Annotated in this window: 18 protein-coding genes; 1 reads left to right on the forward strand and 17 read right to left on the reverse strand. The window is 69.8% G+C overall.

What is annotated here, in order from left to right; genetic code table 11:
- Positions 1-53: 53 nt before the first annotated feature.
- Genes cobM through C996_RS0107575 form a run of 3 tightly spaced genes read right to left on the reverse strand, consistent with a single transcriptional unit; the run spans position 54 to position 2,490 of the window.
- On the reverse strand, positions 54-818 hold the full coding sequence (gene cobM / locus C996_RS0107565; RefSeq protein ID WP_018866847.1) for a precorrin-4 C(11)-methyltransferase: 765 nt from the start codon (positions 816-818) through the stop codon (positions 54-56).
- On the reverse strand, positions 815-1,276 hold the full coding sequence (locus C996_RS0107570) for a cobalamin biosynthesis protein (RefSeq protein WP_018866848.1): 462 nt from the start codon (positions 1,274-1,276) through the stop codon (positions 815-817). The genes cobM and C996_RS0107570 overlap by 4 nt, the downstream gene beginning before the upstream one ends.
- On the reverse strand, positions 1,255-2,490 hold the full coding sequence (locus C996_RS0107575) for a bifunctional cobalt-precorrin-7 (C(5))-methyltransferase/cobalt-precorrin-6B (C(15))-methyltransferase (RefSeq protein ID WP_018866849.1): 1,236 nt from the start codon (positions 2,488-2,490) through the stop codon (positions 1,255-1,257). Before C996_RS0107575 ends, C996_RS0107570 begins: the two co-directional genes overlap by 22 nt.
- Positions 2,491-2,494: 4 nt before the next feature.
- Here C996_RS0107575 and C996_RS0107580 point away from each other — a divergent pair, with 4 nt between their 5' ends.
- Entirely contained in the window at positions 2,495-3,313 is an 819-nt protein-coding gene (locus C996_RS0107580; RefSeq protein ID WP_018866850.1) for a cobalt-precorrin-6A reductase, read from the forward strand.
- Here the strand turns inward: C996_RS0107580 and cobJ are convergent.
- The 14 genes from cobJ to C996_RS0107650 all read right to left on the reverse strand — a co-directional run bounded on the left by cobJ (position 3,286) and on the right by C996_RS0107650 (position 19,059).
- Positions 3,286-4,077, reverse strand: coding sequence for a precorrin-3B C(17)-methyltransferase (gene cobJ, locus C996_RS0107585; RefSeq protein WP_018866851.1), 792 nt, complete (start codon positions 4,075-4,077; stop codon positions 3,286-3,288). The genes C996_RS0107580 and cobJ overlap by 28 nt on opposite strands.
- On the reverse strand, positions 4,074-4,829 hold the full coding sequence (locus C996_RS0107590; RefSeq protein WP_018866852.1) for a precorrin-2 C(20)-methyltransferase: 756 nt from the start codon (positions 4,827-4,829) through the stop codon (positions 4,074-4,076). The genes cobJ and C996_RS0107590 overlap by 4 nt, the downstream gene beginning before the upstream one ends.
- Positions 4,826-5,479, reverse strand: a complete 654-nt coding sequence (locus tag C996_RS0107595; protein WP_018866853.1) for a precorrin-8X methylmutase — start codon at positions 5,477-5,479, stop codon at positions 4,826-4,828. The genes C996_RS0107590 and C996_RS0107595 overlap by 4 nt, the downstream gene beginning before the upstream one ends.
- Positions 5,476-6,870 (reverse strand): precorrin-3B synthase, encoded by a 1,395-nt coding sequence (gene cobG / locus C996_RS0107600; RefSeq protein ID WP_026279243.1) that lies wholly within the window; start codon positions 6,868-6,870, stop codon positions 5,476-5,478. Before cobG ends, C996_RS0107595 begins: the two co-directional genes overlap by 4 nt.
- A gap of 19 nt (positions 6,871-6,889) precedes the next feature.
- Positions 6,890-7,663 (reverse strand): ABC transporter permease, encoded by a 774-nt coding sequence (locus C996_RS0107605; RefSeq protein ID WP_081623691.1) that lies wholly within the window; start codon positions 7,661-7,663, stop codon positions 6,890-6,892.
- Positions 7,660-8,604 (reverse strand): ABC transporter ATP-binding protein, encoded by a 945-nt coding sequence (locus tag C996_RS0107610; protein ID WP_018866856.1) that lies wholly within the window; start codon positions 8,602-8,604, stop codon positions 7,660-7,662. The genes C996_RS0107605 and C996_RS0107610 overlap by 4 nt, the downstream gene beginning before the upstream one ends.
- Positions 8,601-9,710: a cobalt-precorrin-5B (C(1))-methyltransferase gene (locus C996_RS0107615; protein WP_018866857.1), complete on the reverse strand. Its 1,110-nt coding sequence runs from the start codon at positions 9,708-9,710 to the stop codon at positions 8,601-8,603. The genes C996_RS0107610 and C996_RS0107615 overlap by 4 nt, the downstream gene beginning before the upstream one ends.
- Positions 9,711-9,732: 22 nt before the next feature.
- Positions 9,733-10,587 carry a uroporphyrinogen-III C-methyltransferase gene (cobA, locus tag C996_RS0107620; RefSeq protein WP_026279244.1) on the reverse strand — a complete coding sequence of 285 codons (855 nt, stop codon included), beginning with the start codon at positions 10,585-10,587 and terminating at the stop codon, positions 9,733-9,735.
- Positions 10,584-11,876, reverse strand: coding sequence for a cobyrinate a,c-diamide synthase (locus tag C996_RS0107625; RefSeq protein ID WP_018866859.1), 1,293 nt, complete (start codon positions 11,874-11,876; stop codon positions 10,584-10,586). The genes cobA and C996_RS0107625 overlap by 4 nt, the downstream gene beginning before the upstream one ends.
- Positions 11,873-12,487 carry a cob(I)yrinic acid a,c-diamide adenosyltransferase gene (cobO, locus tag C996_RS0107630; protein WP_018866860.1) on the reverse strand — a complete coding sequence of 205 codons (615 nt, stop codon included), beginning with the start codon at positions 12,485-12,487 and terminating at the stop codon, positions 11,873-11,875. The genes C996_RS0107625 and cobO overlap by 4 nt, the downstream gene beginning before the upstream one ends.
- 57 nt (positions 12,488-12,544) lie before the next feature.
- Positions 12,545-13,417 carry an ABC transporter substrate-binding protein gene (locus tag C996_RS0107635; protein WP_026279245.1) on the reverse strand — a complete coding sequence of 291 codons (873 nt, stop codon included), beginning with the start codon at positions 13,415-13,417 and terminating at the stop codon, positions 12,545-12,547.
- A gap of 52 nt (positions 13,418-13,469) precedes the next feature.
- A complete protein-coding gene (locus tag C996_RS0107640) occupies positions 13,470-13,760 on the reverse strand; it encodes a DUF2149 domain-containing protein (RefSeq protein WP_018866862.1) in 291 nt (96 codons plus the stop codon).
- Positions 13,757-14,200 (reverse strand): MotA/TolQ/ExbB proton channel family protein, encoded by a 444-nt coding sequence (locus tag C996_RS0107645; protein ID WP_018866863.1) that lies wholly within the window; start codon positions 14,198-14,200, stop codon positions 13,757-13,759. The genes C996_RS0107640 and C996_RS0107645 overlap by 4 nt, the downstream gene beginning before the upstream one ends.
- A gap of 137 nt (positions 14,201-14,337) precedes the next feature.
- Positions 14,338-19,059: a cobaltochelatase subunit CobN gene (locus C996_RS0107650; RefSeq protein WP_018866864.1), complete on the reverse strand. Its 4,722-nt coding sequence runs from the start codon at positions 19,057-19,059 to the stop codon at positions 14,338-14,340.
- Between the last annotated feature and the right edge of the window lie 58 nt (positions 19,060-19,117).

Raw genomic sequence — 19,117 nt, forward strand, 5'->3', positions numbered from 1 at the left:
CACAACACCCGCCGGAGTCACCCCTGCCTGCGGAAGATCGGGGGCGCCGCCGCTTAGTCCCCGTCCATGCCGCGGTAACGGCGCACATGCGCCGGGTCGTACAGCGCACTGTCGCGGAAATCGCCCGGGTCCAGCGCCGGGCCCACCAGGATCAGCGCCGAGCGCCGCGTGGTCAGGGCCGGCGCCCGTTCCGCGATATTCCCCAGCGAACCGCGCACCACGGTCTCGTCCGGCCAGCTGGCACGGAAGACGATGGCCACCGGGCAGTCGCAGCCGTAGTGCGGCCGCAGGTCCTCGACCACGGTCTCGATATTGTGCAGCGAAAGATGGATCGCCAGGGTCGCCCCGGTGGCGGCAAAACTTGCCAGCCGTTCGCGCTCCGGCATGGAGGACGCCCGTCCCGGCGTGCGCGTCAGCACCACCGACTGCGCCACCTCCGGCACCGTCAGTTCCCGCCCCAGGGTCGCCGCGGCGGCGGAGAATGCCGGCACGCCGGGCGTGATGCTGTAGTCAATCCCGGCCGCCTCCAGCCGGCGGATCTGCTCGCCCAGCGCGCTGTAGACCGACAGGTCGCCGGAGTGCAGGCGCGCCACGTCCTGGCCCGCCGCGTGGGCGCGTTCGATCTCCTCCATGATCGCGTCCAGCGTCAGCGGCGCGGTGTTGACCACGCGCGCCCCCTCCGGGGCATGTTCCAGCACGGCCTCCGGCACCAGTGAACCCGCGTACAGGCACACCGGACAGGCCGCAATACGATCCCGGCCGCGCAGGGTCAGCAGATCCGCGGCACCCGGGCCTGCACCGACAAAATGAACCGTCATGATGACTCCTCGAAAAGATGTTGGCGGTCGACCCAGGCCACCGCGCAGCTGGCCTGCGGTGACAGACGCCGCGGCAACAGCAGACGCGCGCCCTCGCCGGCCGCTGCCAGCGCCGCTGCCTCGGCCACGGAACCGACCCCGGCCGTTGCACGCACCCGTGGCGACTCCGTCAGCACTCCCCCCTGGCAGTCCGCAAGGGCGGCCATGGACGGGAATACGAGTTCCAGTTCCAGCTCCCGCGCGACCGTCGCCAGCATGCGACTGTCACTCTTATGCACCGGTGCCGCCAGCTGCCGGGCCCCGAGCACTCCGGCACGCTCCACTCCCAGCACGGCGCGAGCCTCGGCCAGTACCTCGCGCATCAGACCCTCCAGCTCCCGGGCCGTACAGGCGGAGGCGAAGCCGACGCCCGGCACGACCAAGCCCCCCTCCTGGTTCAGATCCGGCGCAGGGCCCACAGGGTCACCGGCCGCAGCGGTTTCCAGCCGGACATCGCGCCCAGCGGTTCCGAGCGACTCACATTGATGCGTGTCAGCTCGCCACCATGGCGCTCGCGAGCCGCCGCCAACACCGCATCGCCCTCCACCGTCACGCTGCTGGCGACCAGGCGCCCCCCCGGGCACAGACGCTCCACGCAGTGTTCCACCAGCCCGGGCGTCGTCAGCCCACCACCGATGAAGATCGCGTCGGGGGCAAACAGGTCATCCAGCGCCTCCGGCGCGCGCCCGTGGATGCGGCGCAGTGCCGGCACTCCCAGTGCGCTCGCGTTGCGCGCGATGCGTTCCAGGCGCTCCGCGCGCGGCTCGATGGCCACGGCGGTGTTGGCCGGATCCGCCAGCATCCACTCGATGCCGATGGCACCGGAGCCGGCGCCCACGTCCCACAGCCGCTCGCCGCGACCGGGCGCCAGCAGGGCCAGCGCCACCGCCCGCACCTCGCGCTTGGTGATCTGACCGTCCTGCTCGAACTGCGCCTCCGGCCGGCCGGCACTGGCGGCCAGCACCTGCGCCGCCGGATCGGCCCGGCATTCCAGCGCCACGGTGTTCAGCGCCTCGATCGCGACCTCCGGCCAGGCCCCGGCGCGCGCGCGGACGACCGCCTCGCGGTCCGCACCGAGGGACTGCAGCACGGTCAGGGTGGAATCGCCGAAGCCGAGCCCGGTCAGCCAGTGCGCCAGTTCCGCCGGGGTATCCCCGTCGCGGCTCAGGATCAGCAGTCGCGCGCCGTCATGCAGCCAGGGCCGCAGCGCCTCCATCGGCCGGCCGTGCACCGACAGGCAGCGGGTCTGCTGCAGCGGCCAGCCCATGCGCGCGGCGGCCAGGCTGAACGCCGAGGGCGCCGGCCAGACGGCGGTCTGCGCGACCGGAAAGCGCCGCATCAGGGTCGCCCCCACCCCGAACCAGAAGGGGTCACCGCTGGCGAGCACGCACAGCGGCTGTCCGGCGCGCGCCTCGATCCAGTCCAGCGCGGTCTCCAGCGGCGACGGCCACACCAGGCGCTCCTGCCCCGGCCGCTCCGGCAGCATCTCCAGATGCCGTGCGCCGCCGATCACCGTCGCCGCTGTGTCCAGCGCCATGCGGGCATCCGGGGTCAGCCCGGCGAGCCCCTCCGCGCCCACGCCGACGATGTTCAGCCATGGCGCTCGTTCGTCATTGGTGGCTAGACTGGTCATCCTCATGAGCTCCCGTTCATCCTCCGAAACCGGCCCCCGGGCTGCGCGCCCGCGGCAGATCCTGCTGCTGGGCGGCACCACCGAGGCCGCAGCCCTGGAACCGCTGCTGGACGGCCACCCGCGGCTGCACGCCACCGTGTCGCTGGCCGGACGCACGCGCAGGCCGGCACCCTCGCGACTGCCGCGGCGCACCGGCGGGTTCGGCGGCGCCGAGGGCCTCGCCGCCTTGCTGCGCGACCACGCGATCGACGCCGTGGTCGACGCCACCCACCCGTTCGCGCGGCAGATCTCGGCCAATGCCGTCGCCGCCACGCGCCGCGCCGGCGTACCCCTGGCCCGGCTGACCCGGCCGCCGTGGCAGGCGACCCCCGGGGATCACTGGCTGCGCGTGCCCGACCTGGAGGCCGCCGCCCGCGCGCTCCCCGGCCTCGGCCGGCGCGTGCTCATCACCACCGGGCGCCAGCACCTGGAGGCCTTCGCGGCCGCGCCCGAGCTGGACTACGTGATCCGCACCATCGACCCGCCGGAACCGCCGCCGGCGCTGCCCCGGGTCACCTGGCTGCGGGCCCGCGGCCCGTTCAGCCTAGCCGACGAGCACCGGCTGCTGGAGACCCACGCCATCGACGTGCTGGTCACCAAGGACAGCGGCGGCGAGGCCACCGCCCCCAAGCTGCAGGCCGCACGCGAACGCGGCATCCCGGTGGTGATGGTGGACCGGCCGCCGGACGCCCCCGGGGTGCCCCGCTTCCACGCCCCGCAGGCAGCCCTGGAGTGGCTGGAAGGCCTCCCGCGCGTTCACCGCGACTCCGCCGACTCGACATAGCGCGGGGTGTACACGTGGCGCCGGCCGGAGGGGCGCTCCAGCACCCGGGTGGAGGCGGCGCCCACGATCACCAGCGTGCTCATGTTGGCCGCCGTCGGGTCCACCTCGCCGAGGGTGGAGATCTGCACGTCTTCGCGTTTGCCGCGTCCCACCGCGGTGGCCAGCACGACCAGTGTCTCCGACCCCTGCACCTCGCGCACGATGCCCAGTGCCTCCCCCAGCTGCCAGGGACGTGCGCGCGAGATCGGGTTGTAGAAGGCCATGGCGAAGTCGGCCTCGGCCGCCAGCCGCACCCGCCGCCGGATCAGCGACCAGGGCTTGAGGTTGTCCGACAGCGAAATCACGCAGAAATCGTTCCCCAGCGGCGCACCCAGCCGCGCCGCGGCGGCCTGCATCGCCGACACCCCGGGCAGCACCTCCACCGTCACCGCGTCCCAGCGACCCGGCTCCGAGCCTTCCAGGGCCTCGAAGACCGCGGCCGCCATCGCGAACACACCCGGGTCGCCGCCCGAAACCACCGCTACGTCCCGCCCCTCGGCGGCCAAATCCAGGGCGTGGGTTGCGCGCGCCAGTTCCTCGCGGTTGTCCGAGGCGTGCACACGGTGGTGGGCGGCCGCAATCCGTTCCAGGTACGGCCCGTATCCCACCAGGTCGGTCGCCGCTTCGAGACGGGCAGCGACCTCCGGCGTGATCCATTCCGGCCCCGCCGGACCCACCCCGACCACACTCAACCGACCGACCACCGGACCACCATCCCCGCTCATCGCCGAACCCCGCGCCCGGGGATCACGATCATCGAGAAATAGGGCACCCGCTCCGGGATCTCGGACACTGGCAGGACCCGCTCCTCGGCGGTGCTGGCGCGTTCCACGTACCAGGCGCGCTCGTCCAGCCCCAGCTCCTGAAGGACACCCACCACCGCATCGCGATGGGTTCCGACCTTCATGATGACCGCCGCATCGGTCCCCTGCAGGGCCTGGCGCAGATCGTCGATCGGCATCGTGCCGGGGATCACCGTCAGCAGGTCATCGCGCATGGTCAGCGGCGTCGACAATTGCGCAGCCGAGGCCATCATCGAGGTCACGCCAGGGACCACGTGGGTGGGAAACCGATCCTTCAGCCGCAGGTAGACGTGCATGAACGATCCGTAGAAGAACGGATCGCCCTCGTTCAACACCACCACCGAACGCCCGGCTGCCAGTTCGGCAGCCAGTTGCTCGGCGGCGGCGTCGAAGAACTGCTCGATGCGGCGGCGATACTCGTCAGAGCCGTGCGGGATCTCGTTGGTCACCGGATACTCCAGCGGCATCTCCTGCTGCCCCGTGCCCAGGTGGGCGTCCACGATGGCGCGCGCCTGGCCACGGCCACCCCGGCGACAGAAATAGGCCACTACCGGGCTCTCTGCAATCAGGCGCGCGGCCTTCAGCGTCAGCAACTCGGGATCACCCGGCCCGGTGCCCACGCCGTACAGACAACCCGCGGCCGCGGGTTCATGCAGCTTGGGGGATGTCGTCATATCCGGTCACTCGCAAAGGCGTTGATGGCCGCCGCGGCCATGGCGCTGCCACCGCGGCGTCCGAAGATGGTCAGGTACTCGAGGTCCAGCGGGCTGGTGGCCAGCGCCTCCTTGCTCTCCACCGCACCCACAAACCCCACCGGGATACCAAGCACGGCGGCGGGCCGCGGCGCGCCCTGGTGCAGCATCTCCAGCAGGTGAAACAGTGCGGTGGGTGCATTACCGATGGCCACAACCGCACCCTCCAGATGCGGTCGCCACCATTCCAGCGCCGCCGCCGAACGCGTGGTCCCCAGGCGCTCGGCGGCCGCCGCCACACCCGCCTCCCGCAGGCTGCAGATCACCGGGTTGTCCGCCGGTAACCGGGCCCGGGTGATCCCGTGCGCCACCATGTTGCTGTCGCACAGGATCGGCGCGCCGGCGGCCAGCGCATCAGTGGCCGCCCGGGCCACGCCGGCCGAAAACCCGACGTCCCGTGGCAGATCGGTCATGCCGCAGGCGTGGATCATGCGCACCACCGCGGGCACCAGCTCCTGCGGAAAGCGGTCCAGGTCCGCCTCGGACCGGATAATCGAAAACGACTCCCGGTAGATGGCCGCCCCGTCGCGGATATAGTCGGGTACGGCCCCGGCCGGATCGCTCTGCGTCATGCTGGATCTCCGTTGTTCATCATCGCGTTCATACGTCTCGTCAGCGCTGTTCCCTCCAGCCGTTGCAAGGCCTCGATCGTCGACTCATGCCCGCCACCCTCTTCGCGGGCGATGGCATCGAGGGCCGCCAGCGCCGGCTCGACCTGCCCCGGCTCCAGCCTCGTCAGCACGGCCTCCCATCGCGCGGGGGCGCGTTGCAGCGAGAGCTCATAGCGGCCTTCCCACGCAGTGAGCAGGACCTGCGCATTCGCGGGACGCCCACAGTGCTTGTCGCAGCCACTCACATGCACCTGCCCGCCCCCCGCAAGCAACCCGCCGGCAGCGGCGACGGCTGCCTCGGCATCCGCCCGCGTGGCGGTACTGCCCGCGGAGCAACCCGTCTGCCCGATACAGGCACTCATCGCCCGGCGCGGGTCGTCCGGATCGGTCACGCCACCCCACTCGGTGACGCGGTCCGGCTCCACAGGAGGTACCCCGGTCAGAAGCAGGCTGCGCCACGGCGTCAGGCGCAGGCGTCCGTCGTGCGCCCGGATATGCTCGGCCAGCCCCTGCAGCGTCTCGGCGCGCAGGGCCCCGAACGGAAACGCGATCCCGAAGGCGCGCCCGTTCAGGCACGTCCCCATCCCGGCATCCGCGTATCCGGGGATCCGCGCCGCGACCCAGTCCCCGCCCGGGAGCACCCGCTCCAGCCCCGGCGGCGTCAACGCCTCCGGGCCCCATCGGGCCACGGCACCCGCGAGCCGTCCCGGCGGATCCATATCGCCCTCGCGCAATGCAACGAAGCATTCGAGCACCGCGAGGGCGACGTCCACCACGTTCTCCGCGCATGTCCAGCCCAGCACCGTGGCCGTGCAACTGGACGCCCCCACGGCCACGCGAAACCACACCCCGCCCAACGCCGTACAGGCCTCCAGTCGCAAGTCCGCCGGCACCTCATCCAGCGGCAAACCGCCGCCCGCGTCCACCAGCACCCCCACCTTCGGGGGCAATGCCCGCAGGCGCGGGTGCTCCCCCAGTGCTCGCACGAGATCCCGCGCGACCGGCTGCACATCCATGGCCGCCTCCGGGTCGATATCCGTCACCGGGGCCGCCAGGACATTGCGCACCGCTTCCGCCGCAGGGTCGCGATCTGCCAACCCCGCCCCCTCCAGCTCGGCGCGCGCCAGCTCCAGCGCCGCCGCGTCCAAACCACGCAGCTGCAGATTGCCGCGGCTGGTCAGCTCCAGGACACCAGAACCAAAACGCCGCGCCACCGCGGCGATGGTCTGCGCCTGCCCCGCATCCAGCCCCCCGATCGGGTGACGCACCCGCATCAACAGACCGTCGCCGGTACTCATGGGCGCGCCTACCCCCGGACAGGCCCGGCGCACCCGCGAATGATCGGCACTCATCGCTGCACCTCACCCACACTCATGTCCGGATCCGCACGCCGCGGGCCACCAGAGACCAGGCCAGCACGCCAACGACAAGGGTTGCCCCTGCGAGGACCCAGAAGGTCGCGGCCCAGGCAAAGGAGCCGGTCCCCAGCAGGCCGTAGCGAAAGCCCTCGATCATGTAGTAAAGCGGGTTCAGTACGGCCAGGGACTGCCAGGGCTCGGGCATCCGTTCTACCGGGTAGAACAGGCCGCCCAGGTAGATCAGCGGGGTCAGCACGAACGTGGCCACCACGGAGGTATGATCGAAGCTGCGCGCATACAGGCCGTTCAGGAGCCCGGCCAGGGCGAACAGCAAGGCGCTGATCAGCGCGATCCCCAGCGTGGCCGCCAGGTGGTGCAACTGGAGATTGGTAAACGGAATCGCAACCAGCGCGACCAGCGCCCCGGCCAGCAGGCCCCGGATCACACCACCGGTGGCGAAGCCCGCCACAATCAGCCAGGCGGGCAGCGGCGCAACCAGTAGCTCCTCGATATGTCGCTGCAGCCGCGCCCCATAGAACGCCAGTGTCACATTGCTGTAGGCATTGGTGGCCACCGCCAGGATGATCAGGCCGGGCAGGATAAAATCAGCGTAATCGACACCCCGCATGGTGCCGAGCTCGCGCCCGATCAGGTGACCGAAGATCACCAGGAACAGGACCGTCGTCACCACCGATGGCAGGAGATTCTGCACCCAGGCGCGCAGGAAACGCCGCACCTGTTTGACCACCATCCCGCGATAGGCAAATCCGTACGCCGCGAGCCTCATGTCTTCCTCCCCAGCGGTGCGGCGGCGCGTTCGGCGATGCGCTGCAGGAACAACGACTCGAGCCGGTTGCGCTTGTTGCGGACTCCCGCGACACGCACCCCGCTTGCGTCCAGGCGGTCGAACAGGTCATTCACCTCCATGCCCTGCGGCAGGTCGACCTCCAGGGTCCAGCGATCACTCAAACGAATCGCCAGCCCGTCCAGCGCCGGGGCCGCGTCCAGCGGCATGTTCAGTTCCAATACCAGGGTCTGCACGTTCAGCCCGTGCAGCAGTTCGCCCGTATCACCGCGCGCGACGATCTCGCCCTGATCCAGGATCGCCAGGGTGTCGCACAGGGTCTCCGCCTCCTCCAGGTAGTGGGTGGTCAGCAGGATCGTTACGCCGTCCGCGTTCAAGCCACGCAACAGCTCCCAGGTGGCATGGCGCCCCTCCAGGTCCACCCCCGCCGTCGGCTCGTCCAGGAGCAGGACGCGGGGGCGGTGCACCAGGGCCCGGGCAATCATCAGCCGCCGCTTCATGCCACCCGACAGGCCCCAGGCCGACTGTTCGCGCCGGTCCAGCAACCCCGCCTGTTCCAGCACCTCGCCGGTTCGCTCGCGCGCCCGCCTTGGGGACAGCCCGTAGTAAGCCGCCTGGGCCTCGACGATCTCGCCCACCGGTTCGAAGCTGTTGAAGTTGACCTCCTGCGGTACCACGCCCATGCACGCCTTCGCCGCAACCGCCTGCGTGGCCACGTCGTACCCGCAGACGCGGATCGAGCCCCGATCCGCCCGCACCAGCGTGGTCAACAACCCCACCAGCGTGGTCTTGCCAGCCCCGTTCGGCCCCAGCAGGCCGAAAAAGCTGCCCGCCGGCACCTCCAGATCCACGTTCGCCAGCCCAACCCGGCCACCGGCGTAGCGCTTGGCCACCGACTGCAGGGCAATCGCGGCGGCCGTCATGGCGCGAGCCCCCCGGCACCATCGGCAAACCCCACGATACGGCCCCCCCGATCCACCGCGCAGACCTCCAGCGCCGTGGTCTCCGGCAGCATCCCGCGGGCCCGCTGCCAGGCGCGTGCGCTGATCCGGTCGGCCAGCGCCACGCCTTGTTCCAGGCAGTCCGTTAGGGCCTGGGCACTGGTGTTGGCCGCGCGGATGCGCCCCACCAGGGCCGGGCCGGCACCCAGATCCGCGGCTTCCTCGGCCAAAGCGTCGAGATCGATGCGCGACTTGCGGCTATGGGCATCCAGATGCCCGGCCGCAAACTTGCTGAGTTTGCCGAAGCCCGCGGCCAGCACCACCGCGGGCAAGGGGTTGCGCCGCAGGTATTTCAGCGCCGCCCCGAACAGATCCCCCATCTCGATCAGCCCCATGTCGTCCAGGCCGTAGCGTTCGCGCACCGCCGCCTCGCTGGTGCCGCCGGTACAGCAGGCCACACGCGGACACGCGTTGGCGCGGGCCACGTCGATGGCCTGATGGATGGATGCGATATAGGCAGCACAGGAAAACGGCCGCACGATCCCGGTCGTGCCCAGAATCGAAAGACCCCCGAGGATACCCAGGCGGGCGTTCATGGTCCGCTCGGCAATCCGTTCGCCGCCGTCCACGCCAACCGTGACGCGAAAGCCCCCGCTGTATCCGCTCGCCTCGGCGAGCGCCTCCAGGTGGCCCTGCATCATGCGTCGCGGGACCGGGTTGATTGCCGGTTCGCCCGGCGCCAGCACCAGACCCGGGCGCGTGACCGTACCCACCCCCGCGCCCGCCATGAACTGGACGCCGGGTTCACCGCACAGGGTGACCTCAACCCAGACCCGCGCCCCGTGGGTCGCATCCGGGTCGTCACCGGCATCCTTGATGACCCCGGCCACCGCACCACCCGAGGTCGGTTCCAGATCGTTCAGTGCCAGGCTCACGACCTGCCCCCTGGGCAGGGTGACGTCGACCGTCTGGAGTCGCTGCCCCTGCAGTAGCCAGCGGACCCCGGCAATGACAGCCGCGCTCGCGCAGACACCGGTGGTCAGACCGGTGCGCAGGCGCCCAGTGGTCTCGGGCGTCTCCGGGCGCATGGCACCCTGCGGACGGTTCGAGTCAGCCGATTTCATGCGTTCCCGGGACGGACTGGGCATCTTGCGCGGCAATCGTCTCGCGCAGCCGCACCACTTCGCCCACGATCAGCAGCGCCGGCGACTGAATGGCCAGATCCGCCACCCGCGCCGGAAGGTCGGCCAGCGTGCCCTCAATAACGCGTTGCGTCGGGCGGGTGCCCTGCTCCACCAGCGCGGCCGGCATCGCGCCATCCGCGCCCGCCGCCATCATCTCGCCGCAGACCTCGGCCAGGGTGTGCAGCCCCATGTAGACGACCAGGGTCTGCTGCGGATGGACCAGCGAGGCCCAGTCCAGATCGGTCTCGCCGGCGCGACGATGGGCGGTCACGAACTGGCAGCGATAGGCATGATCGCGATGGGTCAGCGGGATCCCGGCATACGCCGCGCAGCCACCCGCTGCGGTAATCCCCGGCACGATGCTAACGGGGATCCCGGCGGCGGCAATGGCCGCCGCCTCCTCGCCGCCGCGACCATAGACGAACGGATCTCCACCCTTCAGGCGAACCACGTAGTGGCCCTCCCGGGCCAGCGCGATCATGCGCTCGTTCAGGTCCCCCTGATCGCAGCTGTGCCGTGAGCGGGCCTTGCCCACATACAGGCGATGCGCCTCCGGGTTGGCCAGCTCGAGGATCGCCTCCGGGATCAGGCGGTCGTGCAGCAGGACATCGGCGTGCTGCATCGCGGCCACGGCGTCCAGTGTCAGCAGGCCCGGATCGCCCGGCCCCGCGCCGACCAGATCCACGCAGCCGGGCTTTCGCTCGCCGCGCAACGGGAGGCGGGCCCCGGCGGGTGCCCCGGGCCCGATCCGCGTCACATTGTCCCACGGTCGATCACTCATGCTCGAAACAGCTGGGCCGTGGCCTCCGGGTTGGAAGGGAACCAGGCATGCAGATAGGTCGCGGTCAGGCGACCATCGCGATAGATCGCCTCGCCCTGCGACCCCGTCCCGCGCGCACGCCAGCAATGACCATAGGGCTCGAGCCCGACCTCGGAATGGGTGTGATGGAAGGTGTGCCCGCGCAGCTCGCCCTCCGGCAGCGGGGCCGCCTGGAGCCCCAGACCCTGCAGGCGGTCTGCCAGCTGGGCCTTGCCCGGCACCAGCCCGGCCATGGCCGCGGCATGACCCTCGCGATTGGCCAGTTCATCCAGCAGGTAGAGAAAGCCCCCGCACTCCGCCAGGATGGGGCGACCCGCCGCATGATGGGCCTCAAGGTCCGACTTCAGGACAGCATTGGCGGACAGCTGATCCAGATACAACTCGGGGTAGCCACCCGGCAGCCAGACGGCATCGGCCTCTGGTAACCCGTCCCCCGCAAGCGGGGAAAAGAACCGCAGTTCGGCGCCCATCTTCTCCAGCAGGCGCAGGTTGGCCGGATACATGAAAGCAAAAGCCGCATCCCGCGCGATCGCAATGCGCACGCCGGACAGCGCCGCCTCGATCGGCGCAATTGTTTCCGGATCAAAGCGCACCGGCTCCGGGAGCCCTGTCACCCCAGCCTCTTCAATCGCGGCCGCTGCCGCCTCCAGCCGCGCATCCAGATCGGCGATCTCGCCGGCCTGCACCAGCCCCAGGTGACGATCCGGGACACTCAGCGTTTCGTTACGCTGCACGGCACCAAAGAAGCGGATCGCCTCCGGGGTGCAATCCTCCAGCATCCGCGCATGGCCCGGACTGCCCACCCGGTTGGCAATCACGCCCGCGAAGGACAGACCCGGGCGGTAGGTCGACAGGCCATGCACCAGCGCCCCGAATGTCTGGCCCATGCCGCTGGCGTCCACCATGGCCAGGATCGGCAAACCGAAGGCCTGCGCCAGATCCGCCCCGGAGGGATCGCCATCGAACAGCCCCATCGAGCCCTCGACCAGGATCAGATCGGCATCCTGTGCGGCCTCGTACAGCATCGCTCGACAGGCTTCTTCCCCGACCATCCACAGATGCAGGGCGTCGACCGGATGCCCGGATGCCTGTTCCAGGATCATCGGGTCGAGGAAGTCGGGGCCGGTCTTGAACACGCGCACGCGCAAACCCTGGTTGCGGTGGTAACGGGCGATGGCGGCGGTGATCGTGGTCTTGCCCTGCCCCGAGGCCGGGGCCGCCACGAACGCCGCGGGGCAGCTCACACTCACAGCTCGATCCCCTTCTGCGCCTTGATGCCGGCCTGAAAGGCATGCTTGACCACGCCGATCTCGCTCACGGTGTCGGCCGCCTCGATCAGTGCCTTCGGCGCGGCGCGGCCGGTGGTAATCACGTGCTGCATCGGCGGGCGATTGGCGAGATCCTCCAGCACCTCGTCCACATCCAGGTACTGATATTTCAGCGCGATGTGCAGCTCGTCGAGCAGCACCAGATCGACGTTCGGGTCGCGCAGCATGTCGCGGGCATGCGCCCAGGCCTCGCGGGCCGCGGCCACGTCCTTCTCGCGGTCCTGGGTCTCCCAAGTGTAGCCCTCGCCCATCACGTGGTACTGCACGTGGTCCTGACCACGGAAGAAGGCCTCCTCGCCGGTGGCGAACTGCCCCTTGATGAACTGGACGATGCCGACCTGCATGCCGTGCCCCAAGGCACGTGCCACCATGCCGAAGCCGGAGGAGCTCTTGCCCTTGCCGTTGCCGGTCAGGATCAGGAACACGCCCTTTTCTTCCTGCGCCTCGGCGATCTTGCGGTCCACCACTTCCTTCTTGCGCGCCATACGCTGCGCGTGGCGTTCGGCCTTAGCTGTGTCGGTATCGTTGGTCATGTCGCTCTCTCCTGCAGTTCGTAATGGAAAAACGCGGTGCGGGTGCGGCCGGACAAGCTACTGGGCCGCCGCCCACTCGGTGTGCCGCGTTTCAAGCTCGGCCAGTCCATCCAGGATCACCGGTGCCGGGTGCGAGAAATACCCGCTTGGCAGATTCACCACCCTCACCGGGCTCGATGCGACCACCGCTCGGCAGCTGCGAGCCTCGGACCCAGAGAAGGTGAACACCACGTCGGCGTCATACTGGTTGATCAGATCGGCCAGTTCGTCGGTGTCCTCCGACAGTCTCAGGTGATGCACACCTGGCTGGTTCGCAACGACGTCGAATCCCGCGCGGGTGAAGGCATCATGCAGCCAGGTCTTCGGGCCGTACACGTAGGCTTGCGCGCTGCACGAGGACATCAGGACCGCACGCTCGCCGGAGGCCCCCACGGCATCGGCCGCCTCCTTCCACGCATCGTCGAATGCGGCGGCGCGCACCGCACCGTCGTCCAGGCCCGCAGCATCCGCAATGCGTTCGAGATTTTCGCGCACGGCATCCATCCCTTCGAAGCCGCCCAGCACGATGGCCCGGGTCCTGGCCGGCACGGTATCGGCCCAGTCATCGCGCTCGACCCAGCTCGAGGTGAACGCCAGATCCGGTTCGACGCGGCCGATCGCCTGCTCGTCCGGGTCCAGAATGCCGCCGGTATCCTCCACGTCGAGATCGTCGTAGCGGCTCGCCCCCACGATGCAGGGGGTCAGGCCCAGGTACTCCAGCGAGTGCGTGATGTACGGTGACTGGCTGACAATCCGCGGGCACTCGCCCGCTGTCGCCGTTACCGGAAACACCAACCCCGCGGTCAGGACAAGGGCCAGAAACCCGGTCCCCGGGGTCCATGGCAAGCTGCAACCGAAAGCGCGCGTGTATCGGCAGACCTGAGTGATCATCGGAAACTCCCCTTGTTAGTTGCCCGCGGGCCAACACGGTACGCAACGGCGTTCACTCGCCGATCAGGATCATGCGACCGGTGTCCGGGTCGCGGTACACCTGCCCCATGGATTCGAAGCCCGAGCCAGCCTCGCCGGCACCTTCGGGCGGGTCCGGGATCTCGCGCCCGGGTTCGATCTCGGCACCGCCACTGGCCGGCTCCAGTCCGCTCCCCGAGGCGGCCATCACCACCATCAGGCCGACGGCGAACACCAGCATGATGTCGGCCAGATTGGCCAGTGGGCCCATCGGCTCCTCGTCGGGGGCGTCGAAGCGCGAGGCGCGGTAGTGCGGGACCCTCATGCCGCTGCCTCCAGGCGCTCCATCGCAGCGTCATACCAGCGCCGCCGGAGGCGTCCGAGCAGGAAGCCGAGGATGCCGACCAGCAGCCCCAGCACCGTGGTGTTGAACGCCACCGTAACGGCCTGGGCGAGGATTTCCAGTTCGCCCCGGCCCATCGCGGCCAGCCCAGGCCCCAGCGGGATCAGCGTGCCCATCAGCCCGAGCATCGGGCCGATGCGTGCCAGCAGATCCGCCCGGTCGATGCGGCGCCGCGCGCGATAGGCCAGGCGCTCGGCGTCACCGGTGGCCTCCAGCCGCCGCACCCCCCCGGAGCGTTCGCCCAGGGCCAGCCCGAACTCCCAGACCGCCACCGCGACCAGCACCAGCAGGCCGACGATCACCGGCTCCAGCAGCCAGCGCACCACGGTGTCCATCAACTCCATCGTGATCGAGAACGACATTCGCGTTTACCTCATTAACCTTTGTTCAGCGCTTCCCACGTTCTTATGTAGGAGGCCAGCCCTCTGGCCGATGGGCCGCCGGACATACCCCATCGGCCAGAGGGCTGGCCTCCTACAGGAGACATTTCCAGCGGCGGTTATCGCCGCCGGCCTGCCGCGATACCGCCGATCAGCAGCAGGAACAGCGCGGCGGCGACCAGCCAGGGAATCCAGGGCATGCCGGCCGCGTCGTCGCCGGTTTCCTGGCCGCCCTCGGCCGCGGCCGCTTCCGGCAGCTCCTGCATCTCCCGGGCGTCCGGGTCCTCCAGCGGCTGGATCTCGGTGACACGGCTGGGGTCGGCCTCCGCCTGTGCGCGATCGATCTGCGCGGACGCGCGCACGGCCTCGAAGGCCTCGCGCAGTTCGGGGTCCTCCAAGCGCTCGGCCACCTCGTCCAGCATCGGGTGGTCGGGGCGCGTGTGCCCGCTGCCCGGCAGGCCGTGTTCCGCAACCAGTTCGGCAAAACGTTCGGACAGGGCCTCCAAGACCTCCGGCTCGGCGTCCCAGAACCCGCGACTGGCGGCCACCAGGTGCACGGCCTGCAGGTGGGTCTTCACATGCACGTTGTGGCCATCGGCGAGGAACGCCTCCAGGCCCAGCCCGTGGCGGTCCTGCAGATACACGTCATGCACCTCGTCCCAGACCCAGGAGCGGATGATTTCGGGATTGGTGGCCTGCCAGCCCCACAGGTTGTCGACGAAGTCACGGGCCATGGTGCGGGCCCCGGCATAGCCGTGATCCATCAGCGGCTCGATCCACTGCGGGTTCAGGTTCTGCCCCTGCAGCTCGCGCATCAGCGCGCGTCCCAGCGTCTCCACCTGCGGGTTGTCCGGATCGGCATGCTGCAGCACGCGGTTGTCCGGCGCCTCGCCGCGGATGCTCTCGACCGCGGTCGAGAGCCCGCCCTGGAAATCGAAACCGTCGTCGTTGTCCAGCAGGCCGTAGAGGTGCGAGGCGCGCCCGAGATAGGTGCGCCCGACCTGGCCCAGCCGGGCCTCGAAGGCCTCGTGCGCGGAGCCACCGGATTCGTCCGCCCCGTAGGCGTGGCCCATCCGGCGCATATAGGCCGCGCCCAGTTCGGCACGATCCTCCCAGGCGCCGGAACGGTCCGCGAGACGATTGACCCCGGCCCCATAGGCCCCGGGGGCGGTACCGAACACCCGCAGCGCGGCCTGTTGCCCCGCCTCGAGGCCATTGAGGCCTGCGGCGCGCAGGGCCTGGGTGTCCTCCACCCATTGTGCGGCCACGTCGTTGCGCGACAGGGGCTCGGCGCCCGGATCGCGCAGGTCCTGCCCCAGCGGGGCCAGGGCCGCCTCCAGTGCCTCTTCCAGCTCGGGGTACTCGGCAAGAATGGTCTCGAACGAGCCGTCCAGTGCGAGGCGGGCGGCTCGATCCAGCCACACCAGCTGGTCCTCGTAGAGGTCGCGGAACAGACCGGAGGTGGTAAAAAGGGCATCGCGACGGCGATCGCGCGCGGCCTCGTCGAGGTCCATGCGCTCCAGCCCCTGGACGATCCCGCGACTGTTCCAGGCCGGACGAATGCCCAGCATGTCCATGCCGAAGGCGATCATCACGCCCTCGTCGCGCACGGTATCCGATGCCCAGAGGATGATCGCCTCACTGCCATCCGCCTCGGGATCGCCGTGTTTACGGGCATCCGCGGCCAGTTCCTGACCAATGCCCCAGGCGATGCGCGTGGGCACGAGATCCGCCGCCAGCGCGTGGAAGTTGCGCCCGGTCGGCAACACCTCCGGCGTGCGGATCGGATCGTTGCCCTGCCCTGGCGGCACGAAACGTCCCTCCAGCGCTGCCAGCAGATGCGCGCGCTCGCTGGCCGGGGATCCACGCAGCTTGGCGTCCCAGTCGTCGCCGACCGCGTCGTCACCCGCCATCGACTCGAGCATCGTGTCCACGGCCTCGTCGCTCCAGTCACGCCCGAACACATGCAGCCCCAGCGGCATCTGGTCTTCCTGCATGTCCGTCAGGTAGTGGCCGATCTCGTGGACCAGCAACTCCTCGTCCATCTCCGCCAGCGGGGTATCCCCGTGATCGTGATCATGGCCATGGTGGTCGTGATGATCGCCCGAATGCCCGTGATCATCGTCGCCATGACGCGCATGAGCCTCCTGATGACCGTGTTCGTTGGCATGTTCGTGCGCTTCATCCCCGTGTTCGCGGTGATGGTCCGCGTGGCGATGTTCGTCGCCGTGTTCGTCCGCATGCACTTCGCCATGCCCGGAGTCGGATTCGTCGTGGTGCCTCTCGTGGTGCCTCTCGTGGTTCCCCTCGTGATGACCCTCGTGATGACCCTCGTGGTGACCCTCGTGGTGACCCTCGTGGTGACCCTCGTGGTGACCCTCGTGGTGACCCTCGTGATGACCCTCGTGGTGATCGCCGTGGTGATCGTCGTGGTGATGCCCGTGATCGTGATGATGACCCCGCGCCAGTTCACGCTCGATGGTCTCGGTCAGGCCGAGATCGTCGATGCGCTCGCGCAGAGTCTGGGCGGCCCGCGAGCGCGTCGCGGCATCCGGCTGCGCGGCGGCCTCGTAGGTCTCCACCAGCTGGCGCAGTTCCAGCAGGCTGTCGTACAGCTCGGTGGCCGCCAGCGGCGGGGTCAGGTGACTGATCATCACGCCCATGGCGCGGCGCTTGGCCTGGATGCCCTCGCCCACGCCATCGACGATGTAGGGATAGATAATCGGCAGGGCGCCGCCGAGGATCTCGGGATAGTCGTCCGGTGCCAGCCCCGCACGCCGGCGCGGCAGGAATTCGCGGGTCGAGTGACGCCCGACGTAGACCAGCGCATCGGCCTCGAAGTGATCGCGGATCCAGTGGTAAAAGCCGACATACTGGTGGGTCGGCGGGAACGTGGTATTCGCGTGCAGCAGGCGCTCGCTGACCTCCCAGCCGCGCGGCGGCTGCGGCCCGATGAACACGTTGCCGAACTCGATCCCCGGGAACAGCATCTCGCCATCGCGGGTCATCGCCTCGCCCGGCGGGTCGCCCCAGCCGGTCAGGCCGGGGATGCCCGTGCGCACCAGCGCCTTGCGCAACTGCTCGGTGGTCGCGTGCGCGTCCTCCCCCGCCAGCGTGGCCTCCCAGGCCTCCTCGTACTGGGCCAGCAGGTCCAGTGCACGCTCCTGCGCCGCGTGCGGATAACTCTCGAGCATGTGGCGCAGATCACCGACACCGCTTTCCAGCCCAGCTTGCGCGATCTCGACCTTGTCGGCGGCCCTGGCGGCCTCCAGGCGTGCCTGCAGATAGCCGATCGGGCCGTCGACCAGTTCGGCCCGGACGGGTTCCGGCAGGCTATCGAAATACGCCTGATACTGGTCGCGGTCCAGCGAGGCGACCCGGCCGGCGATCGCGTCCAGCGCATCCGCCTGTTCCGGCAGGTTCACGGCTCGATCCTGGATCATGTCCAGCAGGGCCTCGGCGTCCTCCGGCACCGCGTCGCCCAGGTCGTACCCGGCGGCTTCGAGTCGTTGCAGGATCTCCAGCAGCGACTCGGGGACATCCAGCTTGTCCGCGCCGATGTTCTGGCGACCGGGCGGATGGTTGTAGTAGACCACCGCCACCCGCTTGTCCGTGTTGTCCAGGCGGCGCAGCCGCTGCCAGCTCGCCACCCGGTCGCCCAGGGCCTCGACCCGTTCGCCGACCGGCTCGGTCAGTGTGAGGCGTACGCCCGTGCGGGCGTCCTGTTTCGGCTCGCCGGCGGTCGCCAGCACCATCGGCTGGCTCATGCCCTGCAACTCGGGCATGGCCACGTGGTAGTGGACCTTGTCCCAGGGGATGCCCTCGTGCGAGAGCCGCCACTGGGTCGCGCTCACGTCCGCCAGGCGGATCCCCTTGATCACCGGGACATCCAGCGCGCCGAAGGCCTCGGCCACCGCCTCGCGGTTGCCACCCCCGCCCACCACGAAGTCCTGCAGGCTGACGATCCCTGCCAGATCCGCCGACCCGGCCACCTTGGCCAACGTCTCGACCGCCTCGCGGCTGGCCCCGCCCCAGCGCGCGAGTACCGCGAAGCACTGGATATCCCGGGCCTCCAGGGCCTTGCAGGCGGCGTCAAGCAGCGCCCGGTCGCCCGGCCGGTCACCGGTATCCAGATCTAGCAACGCCACGGCGGGCCCGTCGTCCAGCTCGAGAGCGTCCGGATTCGGGCTGGAGCTGCCATGCCGGTAATAGCGGACGGTCTCGCGCGGATCCGGCTCCGGCACCTCGATCTCGTGCCCGCCACGCGCGGCCAGCCAGCGCATCAGCCCCTCCATATTCTCCGGCGTGCGTCCCTGGTAAAACGCGCGACCCGTCAGCCAGTCCGCCTGCTCGGGGAAACGCGCCTGCTGTTGGGCCAGGTGCACGCGCGGGTCTTTACCCGGGTCGGGGTTGGCCGCCAGTTCGGTGCGCATCTCGTCATCGAGGCCCGCAAGCACGGCCTCGCCGCCGATCCGCGACAGGGCCGTCAGGTGACGCACGCTGTTGATCGCCAGAATCGGGGCCGCCTCGGGCGGCGGGGCCTCCCGCAACAGACGGTCGAGGCGCGCGGCCTGGTCCCCGAAAACAGCCGCGACGAGTATGGCGTCGACCTCCCGCCACAGCGCCGATACCGCCTCGTCCGACTTGTCCGCGAGTTGCTCCGGTGTCCGCAGGATCACCTCCGCCTGCGGATGGGCCTCCAGGAAGCGATGCGCGCCAGCGGCCACCTCCGCCGCCGAGCGATCGGAGACCACACCCACCACGAGCGGACCCGCATGGGCCGGTACCATTCCGAAAAGAAAAAGCGCGAAGATGCTCAGGATCGTGCAACGAAAACGCATGGAAACTTCCCGATAAACAGGTGCAATAGGGCGCGAGGCGTGTACTCGACACGCCTCG

Source organism: Thioalkalivibrio sp. ALE25 (genome assembly GCF_000377285.1).
Taxonomy (GTDB): domain Bacteria; phylum Pseudomonadota; class Gammaproteobacteria; order Ectothiorhodospirales; family Ectothiorhodospiraceae; genus Thioalkalivibrio.

Excerpts from the sequence above, each read along its gene's own strand:
- C996_RS0107590 (WP_018866852.1), bottom strand. The coding sequence starts at position 4,829 with ATGACGACATCCCCCAAGCTGCATGAACCCGCGGCCGCGGGTTGTCTG.
- cobM (WP_018866847.1), bottom strand. The coding sequence starts at position 818 with ATGACGGTTCATTTTGTCGGTGCAGGCCCGGGTGCCGCGGATCTGCTG.
- C996_RS0107645 (WP_018866863.1), bottom strand. The coding sequence starts at position 14,200 with ATGTCGTTCTCGATCACGATGGAGTTGATGGACACCGTGGTGCGCTGG.
- cobJ (WP_018866851.1), bottom strand. The coding sequence starts at position 4,077 with ATGAGCGGGGATGGTGGTCCGGTGGTCGGTCGGTTGAGTGTGGTCGGG.
- C996_RS0107580 (WP_018866850.1), top strand. The coding sequence starts at position 2,495 with ATGAGCTCCCGTTCATCCTCCGAAACCGGCCCCCGGGCTGCGCGCCCG.
- C996_RS0107640 (WP_018866862.1), bottom strand. The coding sequence starts at position 13,760 with ATGAGGGTCCCGCACTACCGCGCCTCGCGCTTCGACGCCCCCGACGAG.
- C996_RS0107635 (WP_026279245.1), bottom strand. The coding sequence starts at position 13,417 with ATGATCACTCAGGTCTGCCGATACACGCGCGCTTTCGGTTGCAGCTTG.
- C996_RS0107575 (WP_018866849.1), bottom strand. The coding sequence starts at position 2,490 with ATGACCAGTCTAGCCACCAATGACGAACGAGCGCCATGGCTGAACATC.
- cobA (WP_026279244.1), bottom strand. The coding sequence starts at position 10,587 with ATGAGTGATCGACCGTGGGACAATGTGACGCGGATCGGGCCCGGGGCA.
- C996_RS0107595 (WP_018866853.1), bottom strand. The coding sequence starts at position 5,479 with ATGACGCAGAGCGATCCGGCCGGGGCCGTACCCGACTATATCCGCGAC.
- C996_RS0107610 (WP_018866856.1), bottom strand. The coding sequence starts at position 8,604 with ATGACGGCCGCCGCGATTGCCCTGCAGTCGGTGGCCAAGCGCTACGCC.
- cobO (WP_018866860.1), bottom strand. The coding sequence starts at position 12,487 with ATGACCAACGATACCGACACAGCTAAGGCCGAACGCCACGCGCAGCGT.
- C996_RS0107615 (WP_018866857.1), bottom strand. The coding sequence starts at position 9,710 with ATGCGCCCGGAGACGCCCGAGACCACTGGGCGCCTGCGCACCGGTCTG.
- cobG (WP_026279243.1), bottom strand. The coding sequence starts at position 6,870 with ATGAGTGCCGATCATTCGCGGGTGCGCCGGGCCTGTCCGGGGGTAGGC.
- C996_RS0107605 (WP_081623691.1), bottom strand. The coding sequence starts at position 7,663 with ATGAGGCTCGCGGCGTACGGATTTGCCTATCGCGGGATGGTGGTCAAA.
- C996_RS0107650 (WP_018866864.1), bottom strand. The coding sequence starts at position 19,059 with ATGCGTTTTCGTTGCACGATCCTGAGCATCTTCGCGCTTTTTCTTTTC.